This window comes from Streptomyces sp. NPDC002926, from assembly GCF_053591755.1.
On sequence record NZ_JBSFUK010000008.1, the window covers coordinates 175,799 to 197,457 of the forward strand.

At 71.6% G+C, this 21,659-nt stretch carries 11 protein-coding genes and 1 pseudogene; 2 read left to right on the forward strand and 10 right to left on the reverse strand.

The window, feature by feature from the left end:
• Window positions 1-38 precede the first annotated feature (38 nt).
• A pseudogene (locus ACWDZ6_RS16675) lies at window positions 39-530 on the forward strand (IS110 family transposase); the annotation flags it as partial.
• Window positions 531-688: 158 nt separating this feature from the next.
• On the opposite strand, the gene ACWDZ6_RS16680 reads toward ACWDZ6_RS16675, so the two are convergent.
• The 10 genes from ACWDZ6_RS16680 to ACWDZ6_RS16725 all read right to left on the reverse strand — a co-directional run bounded on the left by ACWDZ6_RS16680 (window position 689) and on the right by ACWDZ6_RS16725 (window position 14,832).
• A complete protein-coding gene (locus tag ACWDZ6_RS16680; protein ID WP_451503428.1) occupies window positions 689-2,425 on the reverse strand; it encodes a thiamine pyrophosphate-binding protein in 1,737 nt (578 codons plus the stop codon).
• A complete protein-coding gene (gene dpgC / locus ACWDZ6_RS16685; protein ID WP_451503429.1) occupies window positions 2,422-3,786 on the reverse strand; it encodes a (3,5-dihydroxyphenyl)acetyl-CoA 1,2-dioxygenase DpgC in 1,365 nt (454 codons plus the stop codon). The genes ACWDZ6_RS16680 and dpgC overlap by 4 nt, the downstream gene beginning before the upstream one ends.
• A gap of 26 nt (window positions 3,787-3,812) precedes the next feature.
• On the reverse strand, window positions 3,813-4,520 hold the full coding sequence (gene dpgB / locus ACWDZ6_RS16690) for an enoyl-CoA-hydratase DpgB (RefSeq protein ID WP_451503430.1): 708 nt from the start codon (window positions 4,518-4,520) through the stop codon (window positions 3,813-3,815).
• Window positions 4,521-4,598: 78 nt separating this feature from the next.
• Complete coding sequence (gene dpgA, locus ACWDZ6_RS16695) at window positions 4,599-5,684, reverse strand: 3,5-dihydroxyphenylacetyl-CoA synthase DpgA (RefSeq protein ID WP_451503431.1); 1,086 nt, start codon at window positions 5,682-5,684, stop codon at window positions 4,599-4,601.
• 129 nt (window positions 5,685-5,813) lie between these two features.
• A complete protein-coding gene (locus ACWDZ6_RS16700) occupies window positions 5,814-8,636 on the reverse strand; it encodes an AAA family ATPase (protein WP_451503432.1) in 2,823 nt (940 codons plus the stop codon).
• Window positions 8,637-8,819: 183 nt separating this feature from the next.
• Entirely contained in the window at window positions 8,820-10,340 is a 1,521-nt protein-coding gene (locus ACWDZ6_RS16705) for an MFS transporter (RefSeq protein ID WP_451503433.1), read from the reverse strand.
• Between the two features lie 60 nt (window positions 10,341-10,400).
• A complete protein-coding gene (locus ACWDZ6_RS16710; protein WP_451503434.1) occupies window positions 10,401-11,060 on the reverse strand; it encodes an isochorismatase family protein in 660 nt (219 codons plus the stop codon).
• Window positions 11,061-11,084: 24 nt separating this feature from the next.
• A complete protein-coding gene (locus tag ACWDZ6_RS16715; RefSeq protein ID WP_451503435.1) occupies window positions 11,085-11,612 on the reverse strand; it encodes a flavin reductase family protein in 528 nt (175 codons plus the stop codon).
• Between the two features lie 220 nt (window positions 11,613-11,832).
• Window positions 11,833-13,518, reverse strand: coding sequence for an NAD(P)/FAD-dependent oxidoreductase (locus tag ACWDZ6_RS16720; RefSeq protein WP_451503436.1), 1,686 nt, complete (start codon window positions 13,516-13,518; stop codon window positions 11,833-11,835).
• Window positions 13,519-13,554: 36 nt separating this feature from the next.
• Entirely contained in the window at window positions 13,555-14,832 is a 1,278-nt protein-coding gene (locus tag ACWDZ6_RS16725; protein ID WP_451503437.1) for an NAD(P)/FAD-dependent oxidoreductase, read from the reverse strand.
• 294 nt (window positions 14,833-15,126) lie between these two features.
• On the opposite strand from ACWDZ6_RS16725, the gene ACWDZ6_RS16730 reads away from it, so the two are divergent.
• Window positions 15,127-21,657 (forward strand): beta-ketoacyl synthase N-terminal-like domain-containing protein, encoded by a 6,531-nt coding sequence (locus ACWDZ6_RS16730; protein WP_451503438.1) that lies wholly within the window; start codon window positions 15,127-15,129, stop codon window positions 21,655-21,657.
• The last annotated feature ends 2 nt before the right edge of the window (window positions 21,658-21,659 follow it).

Consider the following 21,659-nt stretch of genomic DNA (forward strand, 5'->3'; position numbering starts at 1 on the left):
CTGCTGGGACTTGGAACGGAACGACTTGGGAGGTGACCGTGCCTGACCTCTGGGCCGGTACGGACGCGGGCAAGGCCGAGCATCACTGCACGGTGATCGATGCAGACGCCACGGTGGTGCTCTCGCGCCGGGTGACGAACAACGAGCCCGAGCTGCTGGAGCTCGTCGCGGATGTCCTCGACATCAGCGACGATGTGACCTGGGCTGTTGACCTGAACGCTGGTGGTGCGGGTCTGCTGATCACGTTGCTGGTCAACCACGGGCAGAAGCTGCTCTACATCCCCGGCAGCGCTGTCCATCACGCCTCCGGCGCCTACCGCGGCAACGGGAAGACGGATGCGAAAGACGCCTTCGTCATCGCCGACCAGGCGAGGATGCGCCGGGACTTGCAACCCTTGGCGGCGGAGGAGGAGATAGCGGTTGACCTGCGGATCCTGACCGCCCGCCGCTACGACCTGACCGCCGACCGCACCCGGGCGATCAACCGGATGCGGGCCCAGATACTGGAGTACTTCCCGGCCCTCCCGCGCCGTTACAGTCGGCGACTCGAGATCAGCCCACCCGAACAGGGCGCCGCAGCGGCATAACTCACTCACGATGCGTCACCAGCCTCTCTTGACAACATCATTGGGAGTCCTCCTGATGTTCTGACGGTGTCTTCGGCGCCGGGCCACGCGCCGCGCGCCGGTCACGCCCTGTCAGCATGGCTCGTGACGGGGACGTCGATGAGGACGGGCTCCGCCCGCCCGGCCGCCCACGCCACGGTCTCGGCGAGATGGTCCGTCGAGCGGGCCCGTACCGCGGTGATGCCGAAGAACGCCGCGACCCGGGTGAAGTCGAGTTCAGGCGGCGCGAGATCCAGGCCGTCGGGACGGCCCGCCACACCGTCCGTGAGGCCCAGGCAGTCCCTGGCGGGCGGCAGATCGAGCCGCGGCGGCGTGAGCTCCTGGCCACCGGCACGACGGCGCGCCGCCCGGCCCCGTTCCCGCCGGGCCGCCGTCTCTTTGAGGGTGCGGTACTCGCCGTTGTTCATCACCACGAAGGTGACCGGCACGTCGTAGCGGGCGGCGCTCCACAGCCCCTGGAGCCCGAACAGGGTGCAGCCGTCGCCGAGCACGGCGACCACCGGGCGCGTGGGGTCACCCATCCGGGAGCCGATCGCGGCGCCGATACCGGAGCCCAGCCCGCCGCCCACCGTGTGCACATAGGAACGGGGGCGCTCCAGGGGCAGGACGGAGCGGAGCAGTAGCCCGCTGGTGATCGCCTCCTCCACCACGACGGCGTCCACCGGGAGCCCGGAGACGACTGCGTGCACGGCGGCCAGCGGATCCATCGGGGCATCGCCGTAGCCCGCGAGGGCGCGCTTGCGCACCTGGGCACGGGTGGCCTCGTGGACACGGCCGATCGCCTCGACACGCCCCGGTGCCGCCGGCACCTTCCCGGCGAGCTGGGCGGCGAGCGCCGCGAGCGTGCCCCGGATCCCGCCGGCGAGACCGAGCGCCACGGGGAAGTTCCGCCCAGGCTCGCCCGGGTCGTCGTCGAGCTGGATGACTTCGGTGCCGGCGGGGATCGGTGACCCGGGCTCGTAGTGGTGCGCCATGAACGCCCGCGTGCCCGCGATGAACACCACGTCGTGGCCCTCGAGAGCGGCCCGGATCGCCGAGTTCCGGGCGTCGAGCATGCCCGCGGAGAGGGGATGGACGGTGGGGAAGTCCACGCCGTCGTGCATTGGCTGGTGGAAGACGGTCGCCCCGATTGCCTCGGCGAGCGCCACCATCTCGGCCATGGCGCCGTCGCGTCCCACCCCGTCGCCGGCGACGATCGCCGGTCGCCTCGCGGCGGCGAGCCGCTCGGCCGCCTCCGGCCACCCGGCGGCGGGGCCGAGCCCGCCCCGCACCGACCTCGGCACGGGCGGGTCGATGGGCGCCTCCTCCTCCAGGAGGTCCATCGGGATCGAGAGGAAGACGGGGCCCGCGGGCGGCTGGGCGGCCAGCGCGAAGGCTCGGCGCAGCATCCCCGGGAGGTCGTGCGCGTGCTGGACGTCGAAGGTGTGCTTGACCACCGCCCGGGCGATGCCCACCAGGTCGCCGGAGAGCATGGGGTCCTGTGCCAGATGGCGGCGGTCCTGCTGTCCCGCGGTGACCACGAGCGGCGTACGCGAGCGGCCGGCGTTGAGGAGTCCGACCATGCCGTTGGCGAGGCCGGCGGCGATGTGCAGGCTGACGAAGGCCGGGCGGCCGGTGGCGCGCGCGTACCCGTCGGCCATCGCGACCACGGAGGCCTCCTGGACCCCGAGGACGTACTGGAGGTCGGGGGCCGCCGTGACCGCCTCGACGAAGGGCAGTTCCGTCGTGCCCGGGTTGCCGAAGACCCGGGTTACACCCTCGTCGCGCAGGATCTCCAGCATCGCGTCGACGGGCCTCACGAGCCGCTTCCCGTCCGCCCCGCCGAGGACGTCCCGGCGCTGAACCGGTCCACCTTGTCGATGACGTCGGCGCTGTACAGCCGCAGCGCTTGTTCCAGCGCGAACTCCGCGGCGTACGCGCGGAGGTGGTCCACCGGCTCCTCGGCGAGATTGATCATGTGCCGGTTCGGGACCACGGCCGGGCTCGCGAGCCGGGCGACTGCGGCCTCCACGCTCGCGTCCATCAGCTTGGGGTCGACCACCTCGTCGCAGACCAGCCGCGCCTCGGGCTCGCGCGCCCAGAGCTTGCGGCCGGACAGGATGACCTGCCGCGAAAGACGTCCGCCCGCGAGCGCGGTCAGCCGGAGGTTCGCCATGCCCGGCACGATGCCCTCCTGGGCGGCCGGAAGGCTGAAGTACGCGTCGGCGGCGGCGATGACATGATCGACGGCAAACAGCAACTGCATGCCGCCGCCGATCGCGAAGGTGTCGACGGCGGCCACCCACGGCTTCTCCACCAGGGGCCGGGGCCAGGGGTCGTCTACCCGGACGCCGCGGATCAGCTTGTGGAGATAGCCGAGTTCACGGCGGAGCAGGAAGTCCACGAACGAGATCCGGCCCTGGTGCAGATCGACCAGGTTGATCCCGGCGCAGAAGACCCGGCGGCCCTGGTAGCGCGGATGGGTCATCTTCCCGCCGCGCAACACCCCCACCTTGACGCGGTCGTCGAGCAGCGCGAGGTCGACCGCCGTCTCCAGGTCGTCGACGAGCTGATTGTCCTCGGCGTTGAGGAACCGGCCGTTGCACAGGGTGATGTGGGCCGCCCCGTCGATCCGCTCCAGCCGGACCGTGCCCAGTTCGAGGCTCCCCGTCCGGCCGAACTCGCCGAGGAGCGACCGGGCGCGCCGGGTGGGCCGCAGCAACGCGTCCATCAGATGGGGACCGGCCTCCGGCGACCGCAGCACCTCGTGGAAGAAGATGCCCTGGTCGATCTCGCGCCCGTCCTTGTCGGCTTGCGCGCACTCCCGCTCCGCCGCCATCTGCGCCTCGGTCGGGGTCAGCCCCGGGAAGGCCTCGGAGGCCGCGAACATCAGTTCGGACAGCGAGAGTTGCTCCCGCAGGCCACCGGTGAGCACATGGTAGACCCGCTCGGCGTGCAGCCTCAGGAACGCGCTGCGCACCCGCCGCTGGTCGGCGATCACGTCGGCGGCGAGCCGCTGCTGGTCGGGATTCCGCCCGGACTTGGGGGGCAGGTCCGCGAGGAGCTTCTCCGCGTCGGCCGTGTACGCCATCAGGGCGCCGGCATCGGCCGGCAGCGAGCCGCTGAGGACCGGCACCGGAGCGGACCACCGCTCCGCGCCGGCCACGGGGCGCACCGTCATGTTCCGTGCTCCTTCCGTAGCGGTCATCAGGCGTTGCCGCGAGCGATCGCGAACTCGTCCCTGGTCCGGCGCAACGTCCGGTCACAGGCGGCGAGATGCTTGCCGAGGGCCTCCTCGAAGGCGGTCACACCGGCGTCGAGGACGAGCTGCCGCCGGATCGCGAGCTCGGCGGGGTCGAGCCGGGCGAAGCGCGTGGCAAGCCGCGCGGCGACGGCAGCCGGATCCTTGGCCGTCTGGTCGATCAGTCCGACGTCCAGCGCCCGCTGTTCCGAGAGCTCGGCGCCGAACAGGACGAGCCGGCGGGCGAGGAGGCCGCCGAGCTGGTTGGTGAGGCGGTGCACGGCCATGCCCGCCCAGACGCCGCCGTTGTTCACCGGCACGGTGATACGCAGCCCCGGCGCGCCGATGCGGTGGTCGGCGGTGAGCAGGACGTCGAGGGCGGGACCGCTGCAGGCCCCCTCGACGGTCACGATCTTGGCGTACCGGCCCTGTTCGAGCCGCCGCAGGGCCCGCTCCCAGTGGCTGACCACATCGATGCCCACATCGCCGGGCCAGTTCTCCGCCGGGCCCGTGCCGTGCAACCGGATCACGGCGCTCGCCGTGCCCCCGGCGTCCTCCAGGCGGTCGCAGAGTGCGGTGACGTCCGCGACCAGCAGGGGGCACAGCGGACGTGTGCTGTCGATGTCGAGGAGAGTGTCGGGGGACTGGGCCTGCGCGAGGTCCGAGGAAGGCATGTGTGAGTCCTGATCGTCGGGACGGAAAGGGCGAGTTCGGTGCGGGGATGCGCTGCGGGAGTTCGGCCCTGGGGTCGGTCAGTAGCGGACGAGTGCCGTCTCGAGGGTCGAACCGGGGCCCATCGTCATGAGGACGCCGTAGTCGCCGGGGCGCGTCACGCCTTCCCGCAGCAGCTGCTCGTACGAGAACAGGAAGGAACCGCTGGAGAGGTTGCCGTAGTCGCGCAGCACATCGGTGGTGTGCCGCACGTTGTGCCGGGTGAGGCCGAGGTTGACCGCCACCGAGTCGATGACCTTCTTGCCTCCGGAGTGCACCAGCCAGTGCGCGATCTGACTGCGCCGCAGGCCGGTCCCCTTGAGCAGGTCCGTGATGACCTCCTCGGCGTGCGCGCCCACCACGTAGGGCACGTCGCGGTCGAGGAAGAAACTGAACTTCCCCTGCTCGTCGTCCCAGTCGTAGCGCATGGCGTCGACCGCGTCGGGGACGATGCGACTGGCGTACTTCAGTACCTGCGGGCCGGGCTGCTCCGGGGCGTGCGAGACGGCGATCGCCGCGGAACCGTCGCCGAAGAGGCTGTTGACGACCGAGGTGCGCATCGTGCCGTCGAAGACGTACGCGGCGGAGCACACCTCGATGCACACCATCATGGCGATCTTCCCCGGGTTGGCCGAGGCCCAGCCGGTGGTCGCGTTGAGGGCGTTGAGGCCGGCGTTGCAGCCCATGCCGACGATGTCGAGTCGGCTGCAGTCGGTGGGAATGCCCAGCTCCCTGATGAGGAGGGCGCTGAAACCGGGCGTCAGCAGACCCGTCGAGGTCACACAGACCAGATGGTCGATGTCGCTGACCGCGGCGCCGATCCGCTTGAGGCAGGACTGCAGCGCCCGGGCGCCCATCTCCGTGCCCCGGACCTTGTGCTTGGTGAGCAGTGCGCCCTGGGTCTCCATCCGGGGCCGACCGTCGTCACCGTACGGCGGAACGTTCAGAAAGCGCCGGTCTATCGCGCTGTTGAGGAAGACCGAACGGATGCGCCTGTCCTGGATGCCGTACAGGTCGAGGATATCCTCCTGGGAATAGGAGGAATCCGGGTTCGCGGTGCCAACTCCCAATACGGTCGGTCCGCTCCGCGTGGCGGCCCAGGGGGCCGTACGTTCACTGAGGATCATTCTGACTGCCCCTCGCTCAAGTCGGTGGAAAGGCTCTCGATGCTCTGTGAAAGAGTCGCTGAGTCAGCCTAGTCACGGAATGCGAAGCAGTGGACACCCCTCCCTCTGTGAAGGTGGTCACCGCACTCTCTAGGGGGAATAGGGGGCGGAATTCGAAAAGGCGTCGGCGAGTAAGGGGTCCGCCCCGGAGTTGACGCCGGGATTCGCCCCAAACGCGTTTTCCTCTTCCTCCAGGAACACCGGAAGGTCGGTACGGTTCCGCACCCCGAGCTTGCGATAGACCTGCGTCAGATGCTGCTCGACCGTGCTCACCGTGATGCACAGCCGCTGCGCGATCTGCCGGTTGCTGTGCCCCTGTGTGGCCAGACCCCCTACCCGCCGCTCGGCGGCGCTCAGCTCCGCCGTCTGATTGCCGCCGAGGAACGGTCCACCGGAGACCCCGGAGGGGGACCCTGCCGACGGCGTACCCGCGGCGCCGGGTCGCAGAGTGCGGGCGAGCCGCTCCGCGTGGCACTCCTGCGCCGCCCGCCACGCCCGGCGCAGGAGAGGCCTGGCCCGCCGTGAGTCGCCGGTCGCCGCAAAGGCGTTGCCGAGGTCGGCGAGCGTGTGCGCGAGCTCCACCCGGTCACCGGCTGCCTGCAAGGCCTCCACGGCGTCGCCGAGCAGCGGCGGCCGCTCGTGCGGCTCCAGGGTCGCCGCCAGCTGCCGCAGTGCCCGGCCCAGGGTCCGCTCGTCGTCGACGGGAAGGCCGTCGAGCTGCTCCTCCAGGAGCGTGTGCGCGTCGCCCCGGCGGCCGAGGCGCACCATGGCTTGGGCGGCGTCGATCCGCCACGGCAGCTGCCGTGGGCCGTCGGCCTTCCAGTCCCGCAGGAGCCGGCCGCAGGCCCTGAAGTCGCTCAGCGCCGCGTACGGCCTATCGATCGCCAGGTGGTACTGCCCGCGTGCCCGCAGGTACCGGAGTCCGAACGGTGTCTCGAGCAGCGCGCCCGGCAGCGGAATGTTCAGATACGTGGCGGCGTCCTCGTACCGCCCGGTCTCCACGGCGGTGACGAGCAGACAGGCCAGCGGCGCGCCGGCCAGCACACCCCAACTCGCCGCGGAGGTCTCGTCCAGGGCCTCCGACGCGAACTCGCCCGCGGTCGGCAGCTCACCCCGGAGCAGCGCCGCGTCGGCCCGCGCCGCCGTGACCAGGCCCCGCCAGTCCGGGCCTTCGTGTCCCGCGGCGTCCGCGAGCACCGGCAGGCACCAGGGCGCCACCGTCGCCAGCCGCTCGGGCCTGGCCAGGGCAAGGAGGCCCAAGGCGATCCGGGAGAGCGGCTCGTCCGTGCGCAGGCCCTGCCAGAGGTGGTCGCCCGACACCGCCCCCTCGCCCCGCACAGCCGCGAGCACGGTGGTGACCAGCGAAGGGGCACCGGAGGGCGGGTCCACAGGCGTGGGTGCCGGGGCGCGGGTGCTCCGGTGGTGGCGCTGGGCCGGGTAGCAGAGTTCCAGACAGGCGCGTACGGCACCGAGCTCCGCCGCCTCCCGTCCGGTCGCCGTCGCGGCGAGCCGGTCGAGCGCCGTGGCCGCCTCGTCCACCCGGCCGTGCCAGAGGAGGTACTCGAGCACAGCGAGGGAGTGGCGGCTTGTGAGCAGTCCTCGGTTCAGCGCGTCCGTGAGCTGGCCGAGATGGCGTACGGAGCGTGCGGGATCGAGGCGCCATTCGGCCTCGGCGAGCACCGCGCGGCTCACGGCGCGCTGCTGCCCGTCGTCGGCGAGGGAGTGGGCCAGTTCGAGGCAGTCGAGGGCGAAGTCGACCTGGCCGCCGGCGGTCGCGCGGGCGGCGGACTCCCGGAGCACGGCTGGCGCCCATGGTTCGTCGGTCTCTCCGGCGGCGATCAGCTGGTGGGCGATCGAGGTGGAACGGCCGCCCTCGGCGTGCAGCATCGCGGCGGCCCTCCGGTGCCACGCGATGCGCCCGGAGGCCTCGAAGTCCCTGAGGACGGCGGCTTGCGCCGCGGGGTGCCGGTAACGGCCGTGGTGCAACAGGCCCGATGCTTCGAGGAGTTCGACGAGCGCGCGGGTCTCGATCGTGCCGAGTCCGCCGAGCCGGGCGACAAGATCCGTGTGGGGCGTCTCGCCGACCACGGCGATGGCGCGGGCCACGGCGAGCGCGTCCGGTTCGAGTCGGTGGAGGCAGCTCACGACCCGTTCGGCGAAACGGTCGCCCACCACCAGCGCGGTGGGGGGCTCCGTCCCCGCCGATCGCGCGTACGCCTCCCAGTCCTCCGCAAGGGCTCGTACGAGCAGCGGATTGCCGCCGGTGACGGCGAAGGCGCCCGCGGCAAGACTGTGCGCCACATGGGCGTCGAGGTCGTGCGCGAGCAGGGCCGCGACGCCGTCGTAGGAGAGCGGGTCGAGCCGGATCTGCGTGCAGTACGGATGGCGCGACAGCTCGCTGTGTACCTCCGCGTGCCGCGAGCCGGAACGGTCCTGGTCGCCCAGGACGAGCATGATGCGGGAACGGCGCAGCCGCCGGGCGAGGAAGAGCAGACACCGCAGCGAGTCTGCGTCCGCGTGGTAGACGTCGTCGATCCCGATGAGCAGCGGCTCGCCGGCGCTCATGTCGAGAAAGATCCGTGCGACCCCTTCGAGGACCTGGGGCCCGGCCGCGCTGTCCTGACGGGCTTCGCCGCCGATGAGGGCCGCGGCCCGCTCCGCGTACAGGGCGTCGGCGCCGTGCAGGAGCTGACTGAGGAGGCCGAAGGGCAGGTGCCGCTCTTCCGGCGAGGCAGAGGCTTCGAGGAAGCGTACGCGGGCGCCCGCCACCCGCTCCGCGAAGGTGTGCAGCAACTCCGTCTTGCCGACCGTCACCGGCCCCCGGAGCACGACGATGCTGCCGGCTCCGTCCAGACACTTCTCCAACAGGCCGGAAAGCTGCGTGAGTTGAGGCTCCCGCTCGACCAGCACCATCCCTGTGCACCTCCTCGGGCCACGACGGCTCCAGTGTGCGCACGGCCGTCTGAAGGAGTGCTGGACGTTCTCTCCCCGAGGCCGGGGCGAGGGTGACGGGTGGCGGTGCGCGGGGAGGCTGCGCACATGACGGACCGGCCGCGCGGGAGAGCCCGTTCGCGGCCGGTCGGGTGGTGGGTGAGGTCAGTTGCGTCCTCCCCTCTCCGCCGGAGTCGCCTCCCCGCTCCATCCGTCGTGCCGTGCGCCGGGTCCGGCGTCCGGGCGGGGCGACGGGCCCGGCACGGGGCTCGGGTTCCGGCGGGGGAGGAGGAACAGGGCGACGAGGACGGCGAAGATCAGCAGGGCGCTGTTGGCCGCGAACACCATGCCGTACCCGGAGGTGAGCCGTTCGCCCACCGAGTCCGACACGGCGGCGCTCGACGTGGCGGCGGCCGCGACCGCGCTCATCGAGGCCAGGCCGATGCTGCCACCCAGCTGACGCGCGCTGTTGAGCAGGCCCGACGCCATGCCGGCCTCGTTCGGGGCGACCCCCGCGGTCGCCGCGTTGGCGATCGGGACGAGGAGCGGCCCGATGCCGAAGCTGGTCACGAGGGACGGCCCCAGGATGTCGACCAGGAAGCTGCCGTCCGGCCTGATCTGACTGAACCAGTACATCCCGAGAGCGCCGATGATCCCGCCCACGATGAGCAGCTGGCGGGCCTCGAACCGGGCGAGCAGCTTCACCGCGTACAGAGACCCCACGACGAGGCCCAGGCAGAACGGCAGGAACGCGAGGCCGGCGCTGAGCGCGCCCATCCCGAGGACCTGCTGGAGGTAGAGGGAGACGAAGTAGAAGGAGGTGAAGATCGTGATGGAGACCATCATCATGTAAAGGTTCGCGCCGGACACCGACCGGTTGGTGAGCACACCGAGCCGCAGGAGGGGTTCCTTGGCGTAGGTGCCCTCGTAGACGAAGAATCCGGTCAGCAGGATCGCCGCGACGATCAGACTACCGATCGTGGTCGTCGAACCCCATGGCTCGGTGTCGGTCCTGACCAGCGCGAAGACCAGTAGCGATGTGCCCAGGGTGGCCAGGATCGCACCGACCACATCGAGTCGGCGTGCGGTGTCGCCCACGCCGGCCGCCGGGACGTGACGGCCCGCGAGCCAGGCGCCGACGAGCGCCATCGGGACGTTCACCAGCATGACCCAGCGCCAGTTGATGTACTCCGTGAGCAGACCGCCCACCACGACGCCGACGGCGGCGCCGCCGGCCGTGACGGCGCTGTACACGCCGAGGGCCTTACCGCGCTGTGGCCCCGCCGGGAAGCTCGTCGTCAGGACCGCGAGCGCGGCCGGTGCGATCAGCGCCGCACCTACGCCCTGCGCGGCGCGCGCGGCGATCAGCTGGCCCGGGTCCTGCGCGAGACCGCCCAGGAGCGAGGTGATGCCGAAGAGCGCGAGGCCGATCAGGAGCAGTGGCCTGCGGCCGAATCGGTCGGCGGCCCGCCCGCCCAGGAGCAGCAGTCCGCCGAAGGTGAGTGTGTAGGCGTTGACCACCCAGGACAGTCCCGCCTCGTCGAAGCCGAGCGCCGTCCGCATCGACGGCAGGGCGACGTTCACCACCGAGACGTCGAGCGAGACCATCAGCTGGGCGACGGAGACCGTCGCCAGGATGCCTCTGGGGCTTACGGCCCGTTCCTCTCGTGCCGAGTTTTTATACATGTAAAAATAGTAGCCACGCGGGATGTCCTTGTCGAGCGACAAGGGCGCGGGCGGGTGGTGTCAGCCGCCGTGCGTGCGGGCTCCGCCGAGCAATTCCGCCGTCAGCTCGGCGGTGGCTTTCGCGACCGCGCAGCAGCTCGTGGCCCAGGTGAGGGCCGCCCGGTGCTTGTGGGCGCTGAAGTCCGCGACCGCGTCGGCCGCGAGGAATACCTCCAGGTTGTGGCTGAACGCGTCCAGGGCCGTGGCGACGCCGCTGAGATGCGCGTACACACCGCAGATCACCAGCTGGTCGCGGCCCTCGGACCGCAGCTGTCGCTCCAGGCCCGAGCCGAAGAAGGCGCTGTAGCGCCAGGCGGACAGGACGCAGCCGCTCGCGTCCGGGGCGACTTCGTCCGCGATGGCCGCGTCCTCCAGGGCGTCGTCGAGGCCCTTCCCCCAGAAGTCCGTGAGCAGGCCGCGCTCACCCGGCGCCTGGGTGCCGGGCTGCACGGTGTGGACGACCGGTACGCGCAGCCGACGGCATGTCGTGAGGAGGGCCGAGCAGTTGGCCAGCAAGGGCGTGAGCGGCGACGTGCCACGGGTGTACGGCCGGAGGAAGAAGCCCTGCATGTTCAGGACGAGCAGGGCGGACCGCTCGGGGTCCACGGTCCAGTCGACCCGGTTCTCGGCGAGCAGGTCCGGGCCGGGCATCGGGTAGGGATCGATCACGGTGACGACCATGGTCCGCCGTTCCCTCTGTCGCCGTCAGGAGATGAAGTCGTACGACAGAAAGCCATTCTCCGTGTCCTCCGCCCAGGACCCGTACCGGCGCATGCCGTACAGCAGGGGCATCGGCCCGCGCAGCGCGGTGACCAGGGTGACGCGCGCCATCACCACCGTGTGGTCTCCGACGGGCTGTTCGGCGGTGACCGTGCAGTCGGCGATCGTGTGCGCCGCCTCGACCAGATGGGCGCCGCCGTTCGGCGCCGGCACCCATGGCAGGCGGTCGAACCGGTCCACGGCCCCCGAGCCGAACAACTCGGCGGTGGAGCGGGCGTGTTGGTGCAGGAGATTCACCGAGAACGACCCGCTGTCCAGCACTGCGCCGAGGGTGGGGCTGCCGGCGCGCAGGCAGACGAGCAACGTCGGCGGGTCGAGGGCGACGCTGCACAGGGAGGTGCACGTCATCCCCCAGGGGACACCGTCCGGGGCCAGTGCCGTCACGACCGAGACGCCCGTGGGGAATCCGGCCATCAGACGGCGCAGATCGGCTTCGTACCGCTGGTGCGACATGGGTCCTCACTCGCCTCGGTCACGGGGACGCGGACAGGGAACGGACAGAGAAGGGGCGGGGCAAGGGAACGGACAGGGAAGGAAGGGGTTACGGACCCGGGCCGCCGGACGGCCCCGCGACGCGTGGCCGCGTACGCGAGGTCGTCCGGCGGGGGAGCACGGGGTTCAGGACCGCTTCAGGAGACCTGCCCGGCGGACCGGGCAGGTCGGTGCACCGGGATCAGTAGCCCCCGGAGCCGCTCCCGGACTCCGACTCCTTGGCGAGCGCCATTCCCCGGGCGGCGTTGAGCATGCGCTTGCCGATCTCCGGCGGGGCCTGGGTGCGGGACCACTCCTCGGCCGCCTCCATCCGCTCCCGCGTCATGTTGAAGAGGCGGTTCTCGGGCAGTCCGAACTTGTCGGCGTGCGCGATGAAGTTCACTTCCTTCTGGATGTACTCGTGGATGCGCGCCGCGGCGTCGGCCGGTTCGACGGTCCCCGCCTCGACGGCCTCGCACAGCTCACGGGTCAGCGAACCCATCCGGACGAAACTCTCGCTGATCGGGAGGGGGGATCCGGGGTGACCGGACCGCTCGGTCTCCAGGAAGACCTCCGGGTCGCCGGTGTTGCTGAACCGGTAGTAGGCGTCCTCGACCATCATGTTGCCGCTCATCGTGCCGAGCATCCAGGTCCGGTTGACGGCGTTCCACAGCTCGTAGTGACCGAAGCCGACGAACGAGCTGTAGACCAGGTCGTCGTGGAAGTCGAACAGCCCCTGCTGCAAGGCCTCCACGTGGGCGAACCGCTCCTTCGACCAGTCACCGTCGCGGGAGGCGGCGATGAGCCGCCAGCCCAGCGCGTTGACGAGCTCGAGGGTGTTGGCCAGGCCGCGCGAGTACAGCGCGTCGATGAACCCGGCGGCGTGCGACGTCAGGCAGTAGCGGTCGCCGACGACCGTCTCGGCCGAGTACTGGAGCCGGCCGGTGGAGACCCACGGGCGGACCGCCTTCGCCCCCTCGAACTGCCAGGCGATCTCGGGGAAGCGGGCCAGGAAGTCCTCGAACTCCTGCTCCGGGGGCGTGTCGCCCTTCGGGTACTTCCTCGGGTCGAGGGTGAGGCCGACGCTGCACAGCGGGTTGCGGGCCGCGTCGTGGTTGTCGAACGGGATCACCCAGAGCCAGCCGCCGTCGAAGACGTGGTGCAGCGTGCCGTGGTGCCACGGACTCGGCTGGTCGTGGTCCTGCGCGGTGGGTGAGTCGTCGAACGGCTTCACCCCGATCATGTGCGTGAACAGACAGCGCGAGTGGGTCCGGGCCCGCGTGGGCGTCTCGCGCAGCTCGAACTTCTCCGCGAGCGGCGAGCGGAACCCGCTGCCGTCGACCACGTAGGAGGCCCGGAACTCCTCGCCGTGCTCCGTGCGCAGGACCGCGCCCTCGTCCGGGTCTATCTCGATGTCGGTGACCCGGGTAGCGAGCCGCGCGTCGGCACCGTACGTGATCGCCACGTGGAACAGATGCGCGTCGACGTCCTGCCGGAACAGATGGGTCTCGGTGCGCAGGTCGACGGGGACGACCAGCTGGTTGATCTCCCGCGGATTCTGCGGCTGCCCCTCGCGGTGGTAGACGAAGCCGAAGTTCTGCTTCTGGCCGCAGTTGGGGGAGATCTCCTCGATGGTCCCCTTGTAGTTCGACAGGGCCTTCAGCTCGGGCACGTCGTAGCGCTTGGAGATGAGCCGCGCGAGGCCCGAGGTGTACGGGATGGTCGACTCGCCCACCGCGAAGCGCGGGTGGGTGCCCGCGTCGAGGATGAGGGTCCGCACCCCGTTGCGGGCGAGCACCGCGCCCAGCATGCCCCCGGCCATGCCGCTGCCGAGAATCGCCACGTCGTACCGGTCTGCCGCCTCGGAGGCGGAGTTCTTGCCTGGCACCAGTTTTCCCTTCCCTTTGACGTTCGGCCGGTCGGCTCAGTTCTCGGCAGTGGCGGAGAGCTGGGTCTCCGGGACGAGGTCGTCGACGGTGATGTTCAGTGCGAGGTGCTTGCCGCGCAGGCCCGCCAGGAGCGTGACGAAGTCGTTCGCCGGAGTGTTCTTCTCTTCCGGGTCGATGATCGACTGGGCGAGCTTGTGGTATTCCTCCTTCTTCAACGACCGGTCGTAGAAGCGCTCCACGAAGGAACGGACCTCGTTGAAGAAGCTCAGGTAGGCGGTGGCGTAGCGCTTGAGTGCCACCTCCTCGATCTCCGGGTACTGAAGGATCTTGTCGATGACCCGGGACAGGATGCTGCCCGCGGTCGTCGCCAGCGCGACGCCGGTCGAGATCAGCGGGTCGACGAACGCGGCCGCGTCACCGACGGCGGCCCAGCCCTGCCCGTACACCGTCTGATTCGTGTACGACCAGTCCCGGGCGCTGCGGAATCCGGCCGACTGACGCGCGTCCCGCAGCATGTGCTTGAGCTTCGTGGTCTTCTCGACCTCGTCGCGGAAGAGCTGTTCGAGATTCTGGTCGCTCTCGCCGGCCACCGAACTCGGCGTCACGAAACCGACGCTGACCGTCCCCTTGTCGAGCGGAATTCCCCAGAACCAGCCGTTCTCGATGCCCTCGATCAGGATGTTGGTGTACTGGTCGCCGGGCAGCCGCTCGCAGTTGTCGAAGTACGTCCACACGGCGACGTTGCGGAGATTGTCGTGCCAGTGGATCTCCGAGTATCGGCGGGTGAGGACACGTGCCTGGCCCGAGGCGTCCACCACCATGGCGGCCTTGACCTCGTACGTCTCCTTTCCGCCGCGCACGGCGAAGCGCACGCCGGTGACCCGGCCGTCCTCCTCGACGGGCTCCTTCACCGTGGCGTCCTCGACGACGAACGCCCCCAGCTCCCGCGCCCGGTCCAGGATCATCGCGTCCAGGTCGGCGCGCCGGGTGTGGTACGCGAACGGATAGTCGCCGCCGTCGACGAAGGAGAAGTCCCAGGCCGCTTGTTCGCTTCCCCAGACGAACGTGCCGCCGTACTTGCGCTCGAATCCGCGCTGTTCCATCCGCTCGGTCAGCCCCATTTCCGCCATGGGGGCCATCACGACCGGAATCAGGGATTCGCCCACGTGGTATCGGGGAAAACGCTCGCGGTCGAGAATCAGCACCTGGTGTCCGCGCTTGGCGAGAAGCCCGGCGGTGGTGGCACCGGCCGGCCCACCACCGATAACGATGACATCGAATTCAGTGGGTATGCCGGTGAGAGTGGACGGCATGCTCGACCTTCCCGGTCCGAAACGTGCCACATCCCGCTGGAGCGGGAATCCGTGGCACTGCGTTGGCTGGACTCAGCCAGGTTCGAGGAGACGGGCTGAACGCCTTCTGCATAACCTCTGGACGACTTCTTGGGGAATCGGGAATTGGCGCTGAATCGGGGGAAGAATTAGGGGTTGTATTCGTCGACCCGCGCTTTCTAGCGTTACGCCAGGTGTGCTCGCCGGCCAAGGCCACGACAGGGGCAGGGGCAGGGGCAGGGGCAGGGGCGAGCTCGAGCAGGCAGGAGCGTACGAGTGACGCAAGTCGATGACATCCGGCCACTTTCAGCGGTACTACGAGCCCATGCGCTCGACCGCCCGGACAAGGTCGCGTTCGCCGACGAGGAGCGCCACGTCACCTACGCCCGGCTCGCCGAGCGTACGGGGCGGCTGGCCGGCCACCTGGCCGGGCACGGGCTTGGGCACGGCGACCGGGTCGCGATTCTCCTCGGCAACAGCGTCACGACGGTGGAGAGCTACCTTGCCGTCACCCGTGCCGCGGCCGTGGGCGTACCGGTCAACCCCCAGTCGTCGGACGCCGAACTCGCGCATCAACTGGACGACAGCGGAGCCCGGTTCGTCATCACCGACGGTGCCCACCTGCAGCAGGTCGAGCGCATGCGGGCGACGCGTGAGGGGCTGCTCGTCGTCCTCGCGCGGGGGAGCGGGCCGGGCGCCGGGACGCTCGTCTTCGAGGAACTCGCCGAGAGCGAGCCGGCGCAGGGACCCCGGGACGACCTCGGCCTCGACGAACCGGCCTGGATCCTCTACACCTCCGGCACCACCGGGGCGGCCAAGGGCGTAGTCTCGAACCAGCGGGGCTGCCTGTGGTCGGTCCACTCCGCCTACCAGGGGGTCCTCGGTCTCGGGCCCGACGACCGGCTGTTGTGGCCGCTGCCGCTCTTCCACAGCCTCGCGCACATCCTCTGCGTCCTGGGCGTGACCGTCACTGGCGCCACCGCGCGCATCCTCCCCGGCTTCGGCGCCCGCGACGTGCTGGAGGCACTGCGCGCCGAGCCGTTCACCGTGCTGCTCGGCGTCCCGTCGATGTACGTGCAACTGGTGGAGGCGGTCGAAGCCGTCGAGGAAGCCGGCGGGCCCGTCCCCAAGCAGCGGATGTGCGTGGTCACCGGCGCGGCGACCGGCGCGGGGCTCGCCTCGGCCGTCGAGCGGGTGCTGGGCGCGCCACTCGTGAACAGCTACGGCTCCACCGAGACCTGCGGCGCGATCACCCTGAGCCGCCCCGACTCCGTGCGGCCACCCGGCACCGTCGGGACCGCGGTGCCCGGCAGCGAGCTGCGTCTGGTCGACCCGCGCACTGGCCTTGACGTCCGGACCGGCGACGAGGGCGAGGTCTTCGTCAGGAGCCCGGGCCTGCTGCTGAGGTACCACGACCGGCCGGAGGAGACGGCGGCCGCGCTGCGCGACGGCTGGTACCGCACCGGAGACCTGGCCCGGCGCGACGCCGAGGGGCGCCTGACGATCACCGGCCGCGTCAAGGAGCTCATCATCCGGGCCGGCGAGAACATTCAGCCCGGCGAGATCGAGGACGTCCTGCGGACCGTCCCAGGCATCGAGGACGCGGCGGTGACCGGCCGCCCGGACGAGGCACTGGGCGAAGTCCCCGTCGCCTACGTGGTACCCGCTGCCGAGGGATGGTCGCCCGCAGAGGCGCTGGCGACGTGCCGGGAACGGCTCAGCTACTTCAAGGTCCCCGCGGAGCTCTACGAGATCGCCGCCCTGCCGCTCACCGGATCGGGCAAGGTCAGCCGCCGCAGGCTGGTGCGAATCCCGGCGCGGCTGCGGGGCGTTGGCACCAGCCACCACGACCAACTGTGGCACACGAGGTGGGTTCCGTGGGAACCGGCCGACTCCGAAGGAGCGCCCCCGGCGCCGGCGGACGCCCCGGCGCCGCGCTGGGCCGTGATCGGAGCCGGGCATCCGGCGTTCGCGGAGGCCGTCCGCAGGTCGGGCGGCGTCACCGAGACCTTCCCGGACAGAGCGGCGGCGCGGGCCGCCGGGCCGTTCGACGGCTACCTGCTCGCGGCCGACGGGCCGGACACGGGCTCGCTGTCCGCCGTGTGCGCCGCGCCGCCCCCCTGGACGGCGGACGGATCACCCGAGGCCCGGACCGTCGTCCTCACCCGGGGCGCCGTGTCCTGCGGCCCCGGGGAGCCGGCGGATCCGGTCGGAGCGGCCTCCCGCGCCCGGCTCCTCGCCCAGAGTGCCGGTCACCGTCGCACGATCCTGGTCGACCTTGACCCGGGAGACAGGCCCATGGACGACAGGCCCATGGACGACACGCCCATGGACGACACGCCCACGGACGACGCGACCGCATACGTCACCGCCTGGCGCAGGCTCCTGGAAGCACCCACGGGCGAGACGGAGTTCGCCGTCCGCGCGGGGGAGGTCCTCGTACCGCGGCTCGTCCGCGTACGGGCGACGACCCAGCTCGCCGTGGTCCCGCCGGAACCGGGCGGCACCGCGCTCGTGACGGGCGCGGCCACCCCCCTTGCACGCGTCCTCGCGACCCATCTCGTCGTCGACCACGGTGTCCGCGGCATCGCACTGACCGATGCCGATCACGCGGCGGCCGCCTCCTTGGCCGCGGATCTGACAGGGCTCGGCGCCACCGTGACCGTACGCACCGAGCTTCCGGACACGCCCGAGGGCGCCGCCGCCCTGCTTGCGGCCCTCGGCCCGGACCGCTCGCTGGACACGATCGTCCACCCGGTGATCGTCCCCAGCGACGCGAAGGTCGCGGGCCGGTTGCTCACCCTGACCCGTGACAGCGGCCGCACGACGCTCACCCTCTGCGGCACGCTCACCCACCCCGACGCCCAGCCCGTCGACTCCTCCGCGGCGGCGGCCACGGCCTACGCCGCGGCGCTCACCCACGACGCCCCCCACGCCACGTTCCTGGCCTTCGGCCCGATCGCCGCCGACGGGGCCGCCCCCGACGCCGGACCGCCGGGCCTCGCGACGCTCACCGCACGGGAGGCGGTCGACGCCTTCGATGCCGCGCGGACCACGGCGGGCGGCCCGGCGCTCGTGATGCGTACCGATCCCTGGACGCTGCGGTCCCCCGGGGCCGCCCGGCTTCGCCAGCTGCTTCCCGCGTACGGGGACGGTGGGGGCGCGACCGCCGACGAGGGCCTGCGGGCACGGCTTGGCGGGCTGCCCGGCCGGGCGCGTGAACGGGCGCTGACCGAACTCGTCCGGGAGGAGGCGGCACGGGTGCTCGGACTCGACGAGTCCGAGCGGATCGATGCCGGTCTCGCCTTCACCCACCTCGGGCTCACCTCGCTCACCGCCGTCGCGCTGCGCGACCGGCTGGCCGCTCGGACCGGCCTGCACCTGCCCGTGACGCTCGCCTTCGACCATCCGACACCCGCTGCCGTGGCCGCCGTCCTGGACGGCGAACTGTTCGGCGTACGGCCCGACGCCGACGTCACCGGGCAACGGCCCCCGGGCGCCGACCACGACCCCGTCGTCGTCATCGGCATGAGCTGCCGCTACCCCGGCGGCGTCGCATCCCCAGAGGACCTGTGGCGGCTCGTCGCCGAAGGACGCGACGCGATCGGCGCGTTCCCCACCGACCGCGGCTGGGACCTAGAGCGGCTGCTGCGCGGAGACGGGACAGAGCCCGGCACCTCGGCCACCGGCTCCGGCGGATTCCTCGACGCGCCGGGCGACTTCGACGCCGCGTTCTTCGGCATCAGCCCGCGCGAGGCCCTCGCCATGGACCCGCAGCAACGCCTGCTTCTGGAGGTCGGCTGGGAGGCGATCGAACGCGCCGGCATCGACCCGACCGTCCTGCGGCGGACGGACACCGGCGTCTACGTGGGGCTGATGTTCCACGACTATGCCAAGAACACCGCCGACCTCCCTGAGGACCTGGAACGACTCCTCGGCACCGGCACTGCCGGCAGCGTCGCCTCCGGACGCCTCGCCTACACCCTGGGCCTCAACGGCCCCGCCCTCACGATCGACACCGCCTGCTCCTCCTCGCTCGTCGCAGTCCACCTGGCCGCGCAGGCGCTGCGGCGCGGTGAGTGCTCGCTAGCCCTGGCCGGCGGCGTTGCGGTGATGGCCACCCCGAGCACCTTCGTGGAGTTCAGCCGGCAGCATGGCCTCGCGCCCGACGGCCGGTGCAAGGCCTTCGCCGCGGGCGCCGACGGCACCAGCTGGTCCGAGGGCGTCGGAGTCATCGCCCTGGAGCGCCTCTCCGACGCACGCCGCAACGGCCACTCCGTGCTCGCCGTGATCCGGGGGAGTGCGGTCAACCAGGACGGCGCGAGCAACGGCCTGACCGCGCCCAGCGGACCGGCACAGCAGCAGGTGATCCGCCGGGCCCTGGCCGACGCGGGCCTGACTCCCGGCGACGTGGACGCCGTCGAGGCGCACGGCACGGGCACCGTACTCGGCGACCCCATCGAGGCCAACGCCCTCCTCGCGACGTACGGCCAGGGCCGGAACCCGGAACGCCCGCTCCTGCTCGGCTCGTTCAAGTCCAACATCGGCCACGCCCAGTCCGCGGCGGGCGTCGGCGCTGTCATCAAGATGGTGCAGGCGATCCGGTACGGCGAACTGCCCCGTACCTTGCACGTCGACCGGCCGACCACGGCCGTGGACTGGTCCACCGGCGCGGTCCGTCTCCTTCAGGAGCACACCGCCTGGCCCGAGACCGGAGACCGCCGTCGCGCCGCGGTGTCCTCCTTCGGCGTCAGCGGTACGAACGCCCACCTCGTCCTGGAACAGGCCCCCGACCCCGACACCTTGTTCGCCGCCCCGCCGTCCGCCCTCCCCGACACCGTGCCGGTCCTGCTGTCGGCCCGTACCGGACCGGCGCTGCGCCGGCAGGCCGAGCGCCTCCTCGACGTGGTCCGCGCGGACCCGGGACTGCCTGTCCCGGACCTCGCGGCCGCCCTGGCCACCACCCGCACCGCCTTCCCCCGCCGCACCGCGTTCGTCGTGGAGGGGCGCACGGAACTGGAGCGCCGCCTGCGGCCCTTCGCCGCCGGCGAGGACACGGCCGCCGAGCCGGACAAGGCGCCCGCGGAGGCGTCACTGGCCATCGGATTCACCGGGCAGGGGAGCCAATACCCGGGAATGGGCAAAGAGTTGTATGCCGCCTTCGCCGTCTTCGCCGAAGCACTCGACTCGGCCTGGGCCGCCCTCGACCCGCACCTCGACCGCCCACTGCGCGACGTCATGTGGGCCCCCGGAGGCACCTCGAGGGCCGCGCTCCTCGACCGTACCGACTTCACACAGGCCGCGTTGTTCGCCCTGGAGAGCGCCCTCTTCCGCCTCGTCGAGTCCTGGGGCCTCGTCCCCGACCTCGTCATGGGGCACTCCGTCGGCGCGCTGACCGCCGCGCACGCGGCCGACGTGCTGTCCCTCCAGGATGTGGCCGCGCTCGTCGCCGCTCGCGGCCAGCTGATGGCCGCGCTGCCGCCCGGCGGCGCCATGGCCGCGCTCGAAGCGAGCGAGGAGGAGGTCCGTACCGCACTCGCGTCCACGGCCGGAGCCCTGGCCGTCGCCGCCGTGAACGGCCCGCGCTCTGTCGTGGTGTCCGGTGACGAGAAGGCGGTACGGGCCGTGGGGGAGGCGTTCCGGGCGCGGAAGCGCCGGGTCACCGGACTCCGGGTCAGCCACGCCTTCCACTCGCCCCTCATGGACCCCATGGTGGACGAGTTCAGGGCCGCCGCGGGCAAGGTGTCCTACCGGCCGCCACTCCTCCCGATGATCTCCGACCTCACCGGACAGCTCGCCGACACGGCCCAACTCCGCTCACCCGACTACTGGGTTCGCCACGTCCGGGAGACCGTGCGCTTCGCGGACGCCGTACGCGCCCTGCCGGCCGAGGGGATCACCTCCTTCCTCGAACTCGGACCCGACCGGCAGCTCACCACGATGGCGCGCGCCTGCGTGTCCGGCTCCGGGCCGGCGCTGTGCGGAGGACTGCGCCGTGGACGCTCCGAGGTGCGCTCCCTGCTCGACGCGGTGGCCCAGGCCCATGCGGGCGGCGTCCCCGTCGACTGGCGGGAGTTCTTCGCCGGAGGCCCCAGGCGCCCGGTCGAGCTGCCCGTCTACCCCTTCGAGCACCGGCGGTACTGGCTCGCGTCCGGGCCGGCGCGGACCGGCACCCCCGCGTCGGCCCCGGCTCCGGTACCGGCCGCTTCGTCCTCGCCGGACGAGCCCTCGGCCGCGGAACGGCTCCGTGCCGACCTGGCACGCCTCTCCGACGAACTGCGGGAACGGAGGCTGACCGATCTCGTACGAGGGGAGATCGCCGACGTCGCGGGCTTCGACGGCCCACACGAGATCGAGGCGCACCGCAGCATGACCGACCTCGGGCTCGACTCCGTCTCCGCCGTGGACCTGAGCAATCGCCTCGGCTCACGGACCGGACTCGACCTGCCCGTCTCCCTGGCCTTCGACCACCCGACGTCGACGTCCATCGCACGCCACCTGCTCACCGCGCTCCACACCTCGGGCCTCGCTGGTGAAGGCGGGGAGGGCGGGGAGGTCCGGGCCGCGGAGGGCACGGTCTTCGGCGAACTGGCCCGCCTCGAAGCATCCGTGGAACGCGACCGCCCCGACGCCGCCGCGCGCGACCGGCTCGTCGAACGACTGCGCGCCCTGACCGCGCTGCTCGCCGAAGACGCGGCCGGGTACCCCGGGAGCGCGGAGGAGACCTCGATCGGCGACCGGATCGGGGAGGCCACGACGGTCGACCAGCTCTTCGACCTCATCGACAACGAACTGAAGGGACCGTGACG

What these genes read in the sequence shown, in the direction of transcription:
- dpgC (WP_451503429.1), bottom strand. Translation starts at nt 3,786, where the DNA reads ATGACGGTGCGCCCCGTGGCCGGCGCGGAGCGGTGGTCCGCTCCGGTG.
- dpgB (WP_451503430.1), bottom strand. Translation starts at nt 4,520, where the DNA reads ATGCCTTCCTCGGACCTCGCGCAGGCCCAGTCCCCCGACACTCTCCTC.
- dpgA (WP_451503431.1), bottom strand. Translation starts at nt 5,684, where the DNA reads ATGATCCTCAGTGAACGTACGGCCCCCTGGGCCGCCACGCGGAGCGGA.
- ACWDZ6_RS16700 (WP_451503432.1), bottom strand. Translation starts at nt 8,636, where the DNA reads ATGGTGCTGGTCGAGCGGGAGCCTCAACTCACGCAGCTTTCCGGCCTG.
- ACWDZ6_RS16705 (WP_451503433.1), bottom strand. Translation starts at nt 10,340, where the DNA reads ATGTATAAAAACTCGGCACGAGAGGAACGGGCCGTAAGCCCCAGAGGC.
- ACWDZ6_RS16710 (WP_451503434.1), bottom strand. Translation starts at nt 11,060, where the DNA reads ATGGTCGTCACCGTGATCGATCCCTACCCGATGCCCGGCCCGGACCTG.
- ACWDZ6_RS16715 (WP_451503435.1), bottom strand. Translation starts at nt 11,612, where the DNA reads ATGTCGCACCAGCGGTACGAAGCCGATCTGCGCCGTCTGATGGCCGGA.
- ACWDZ6_RS16725 (WP_451503437.1), bottom strand. Translation starts at nt 14,832, where the DNA reads ATGCCGTCCACTCTCACCGGCATACCCACTGAATTCGATGTCATCGTT.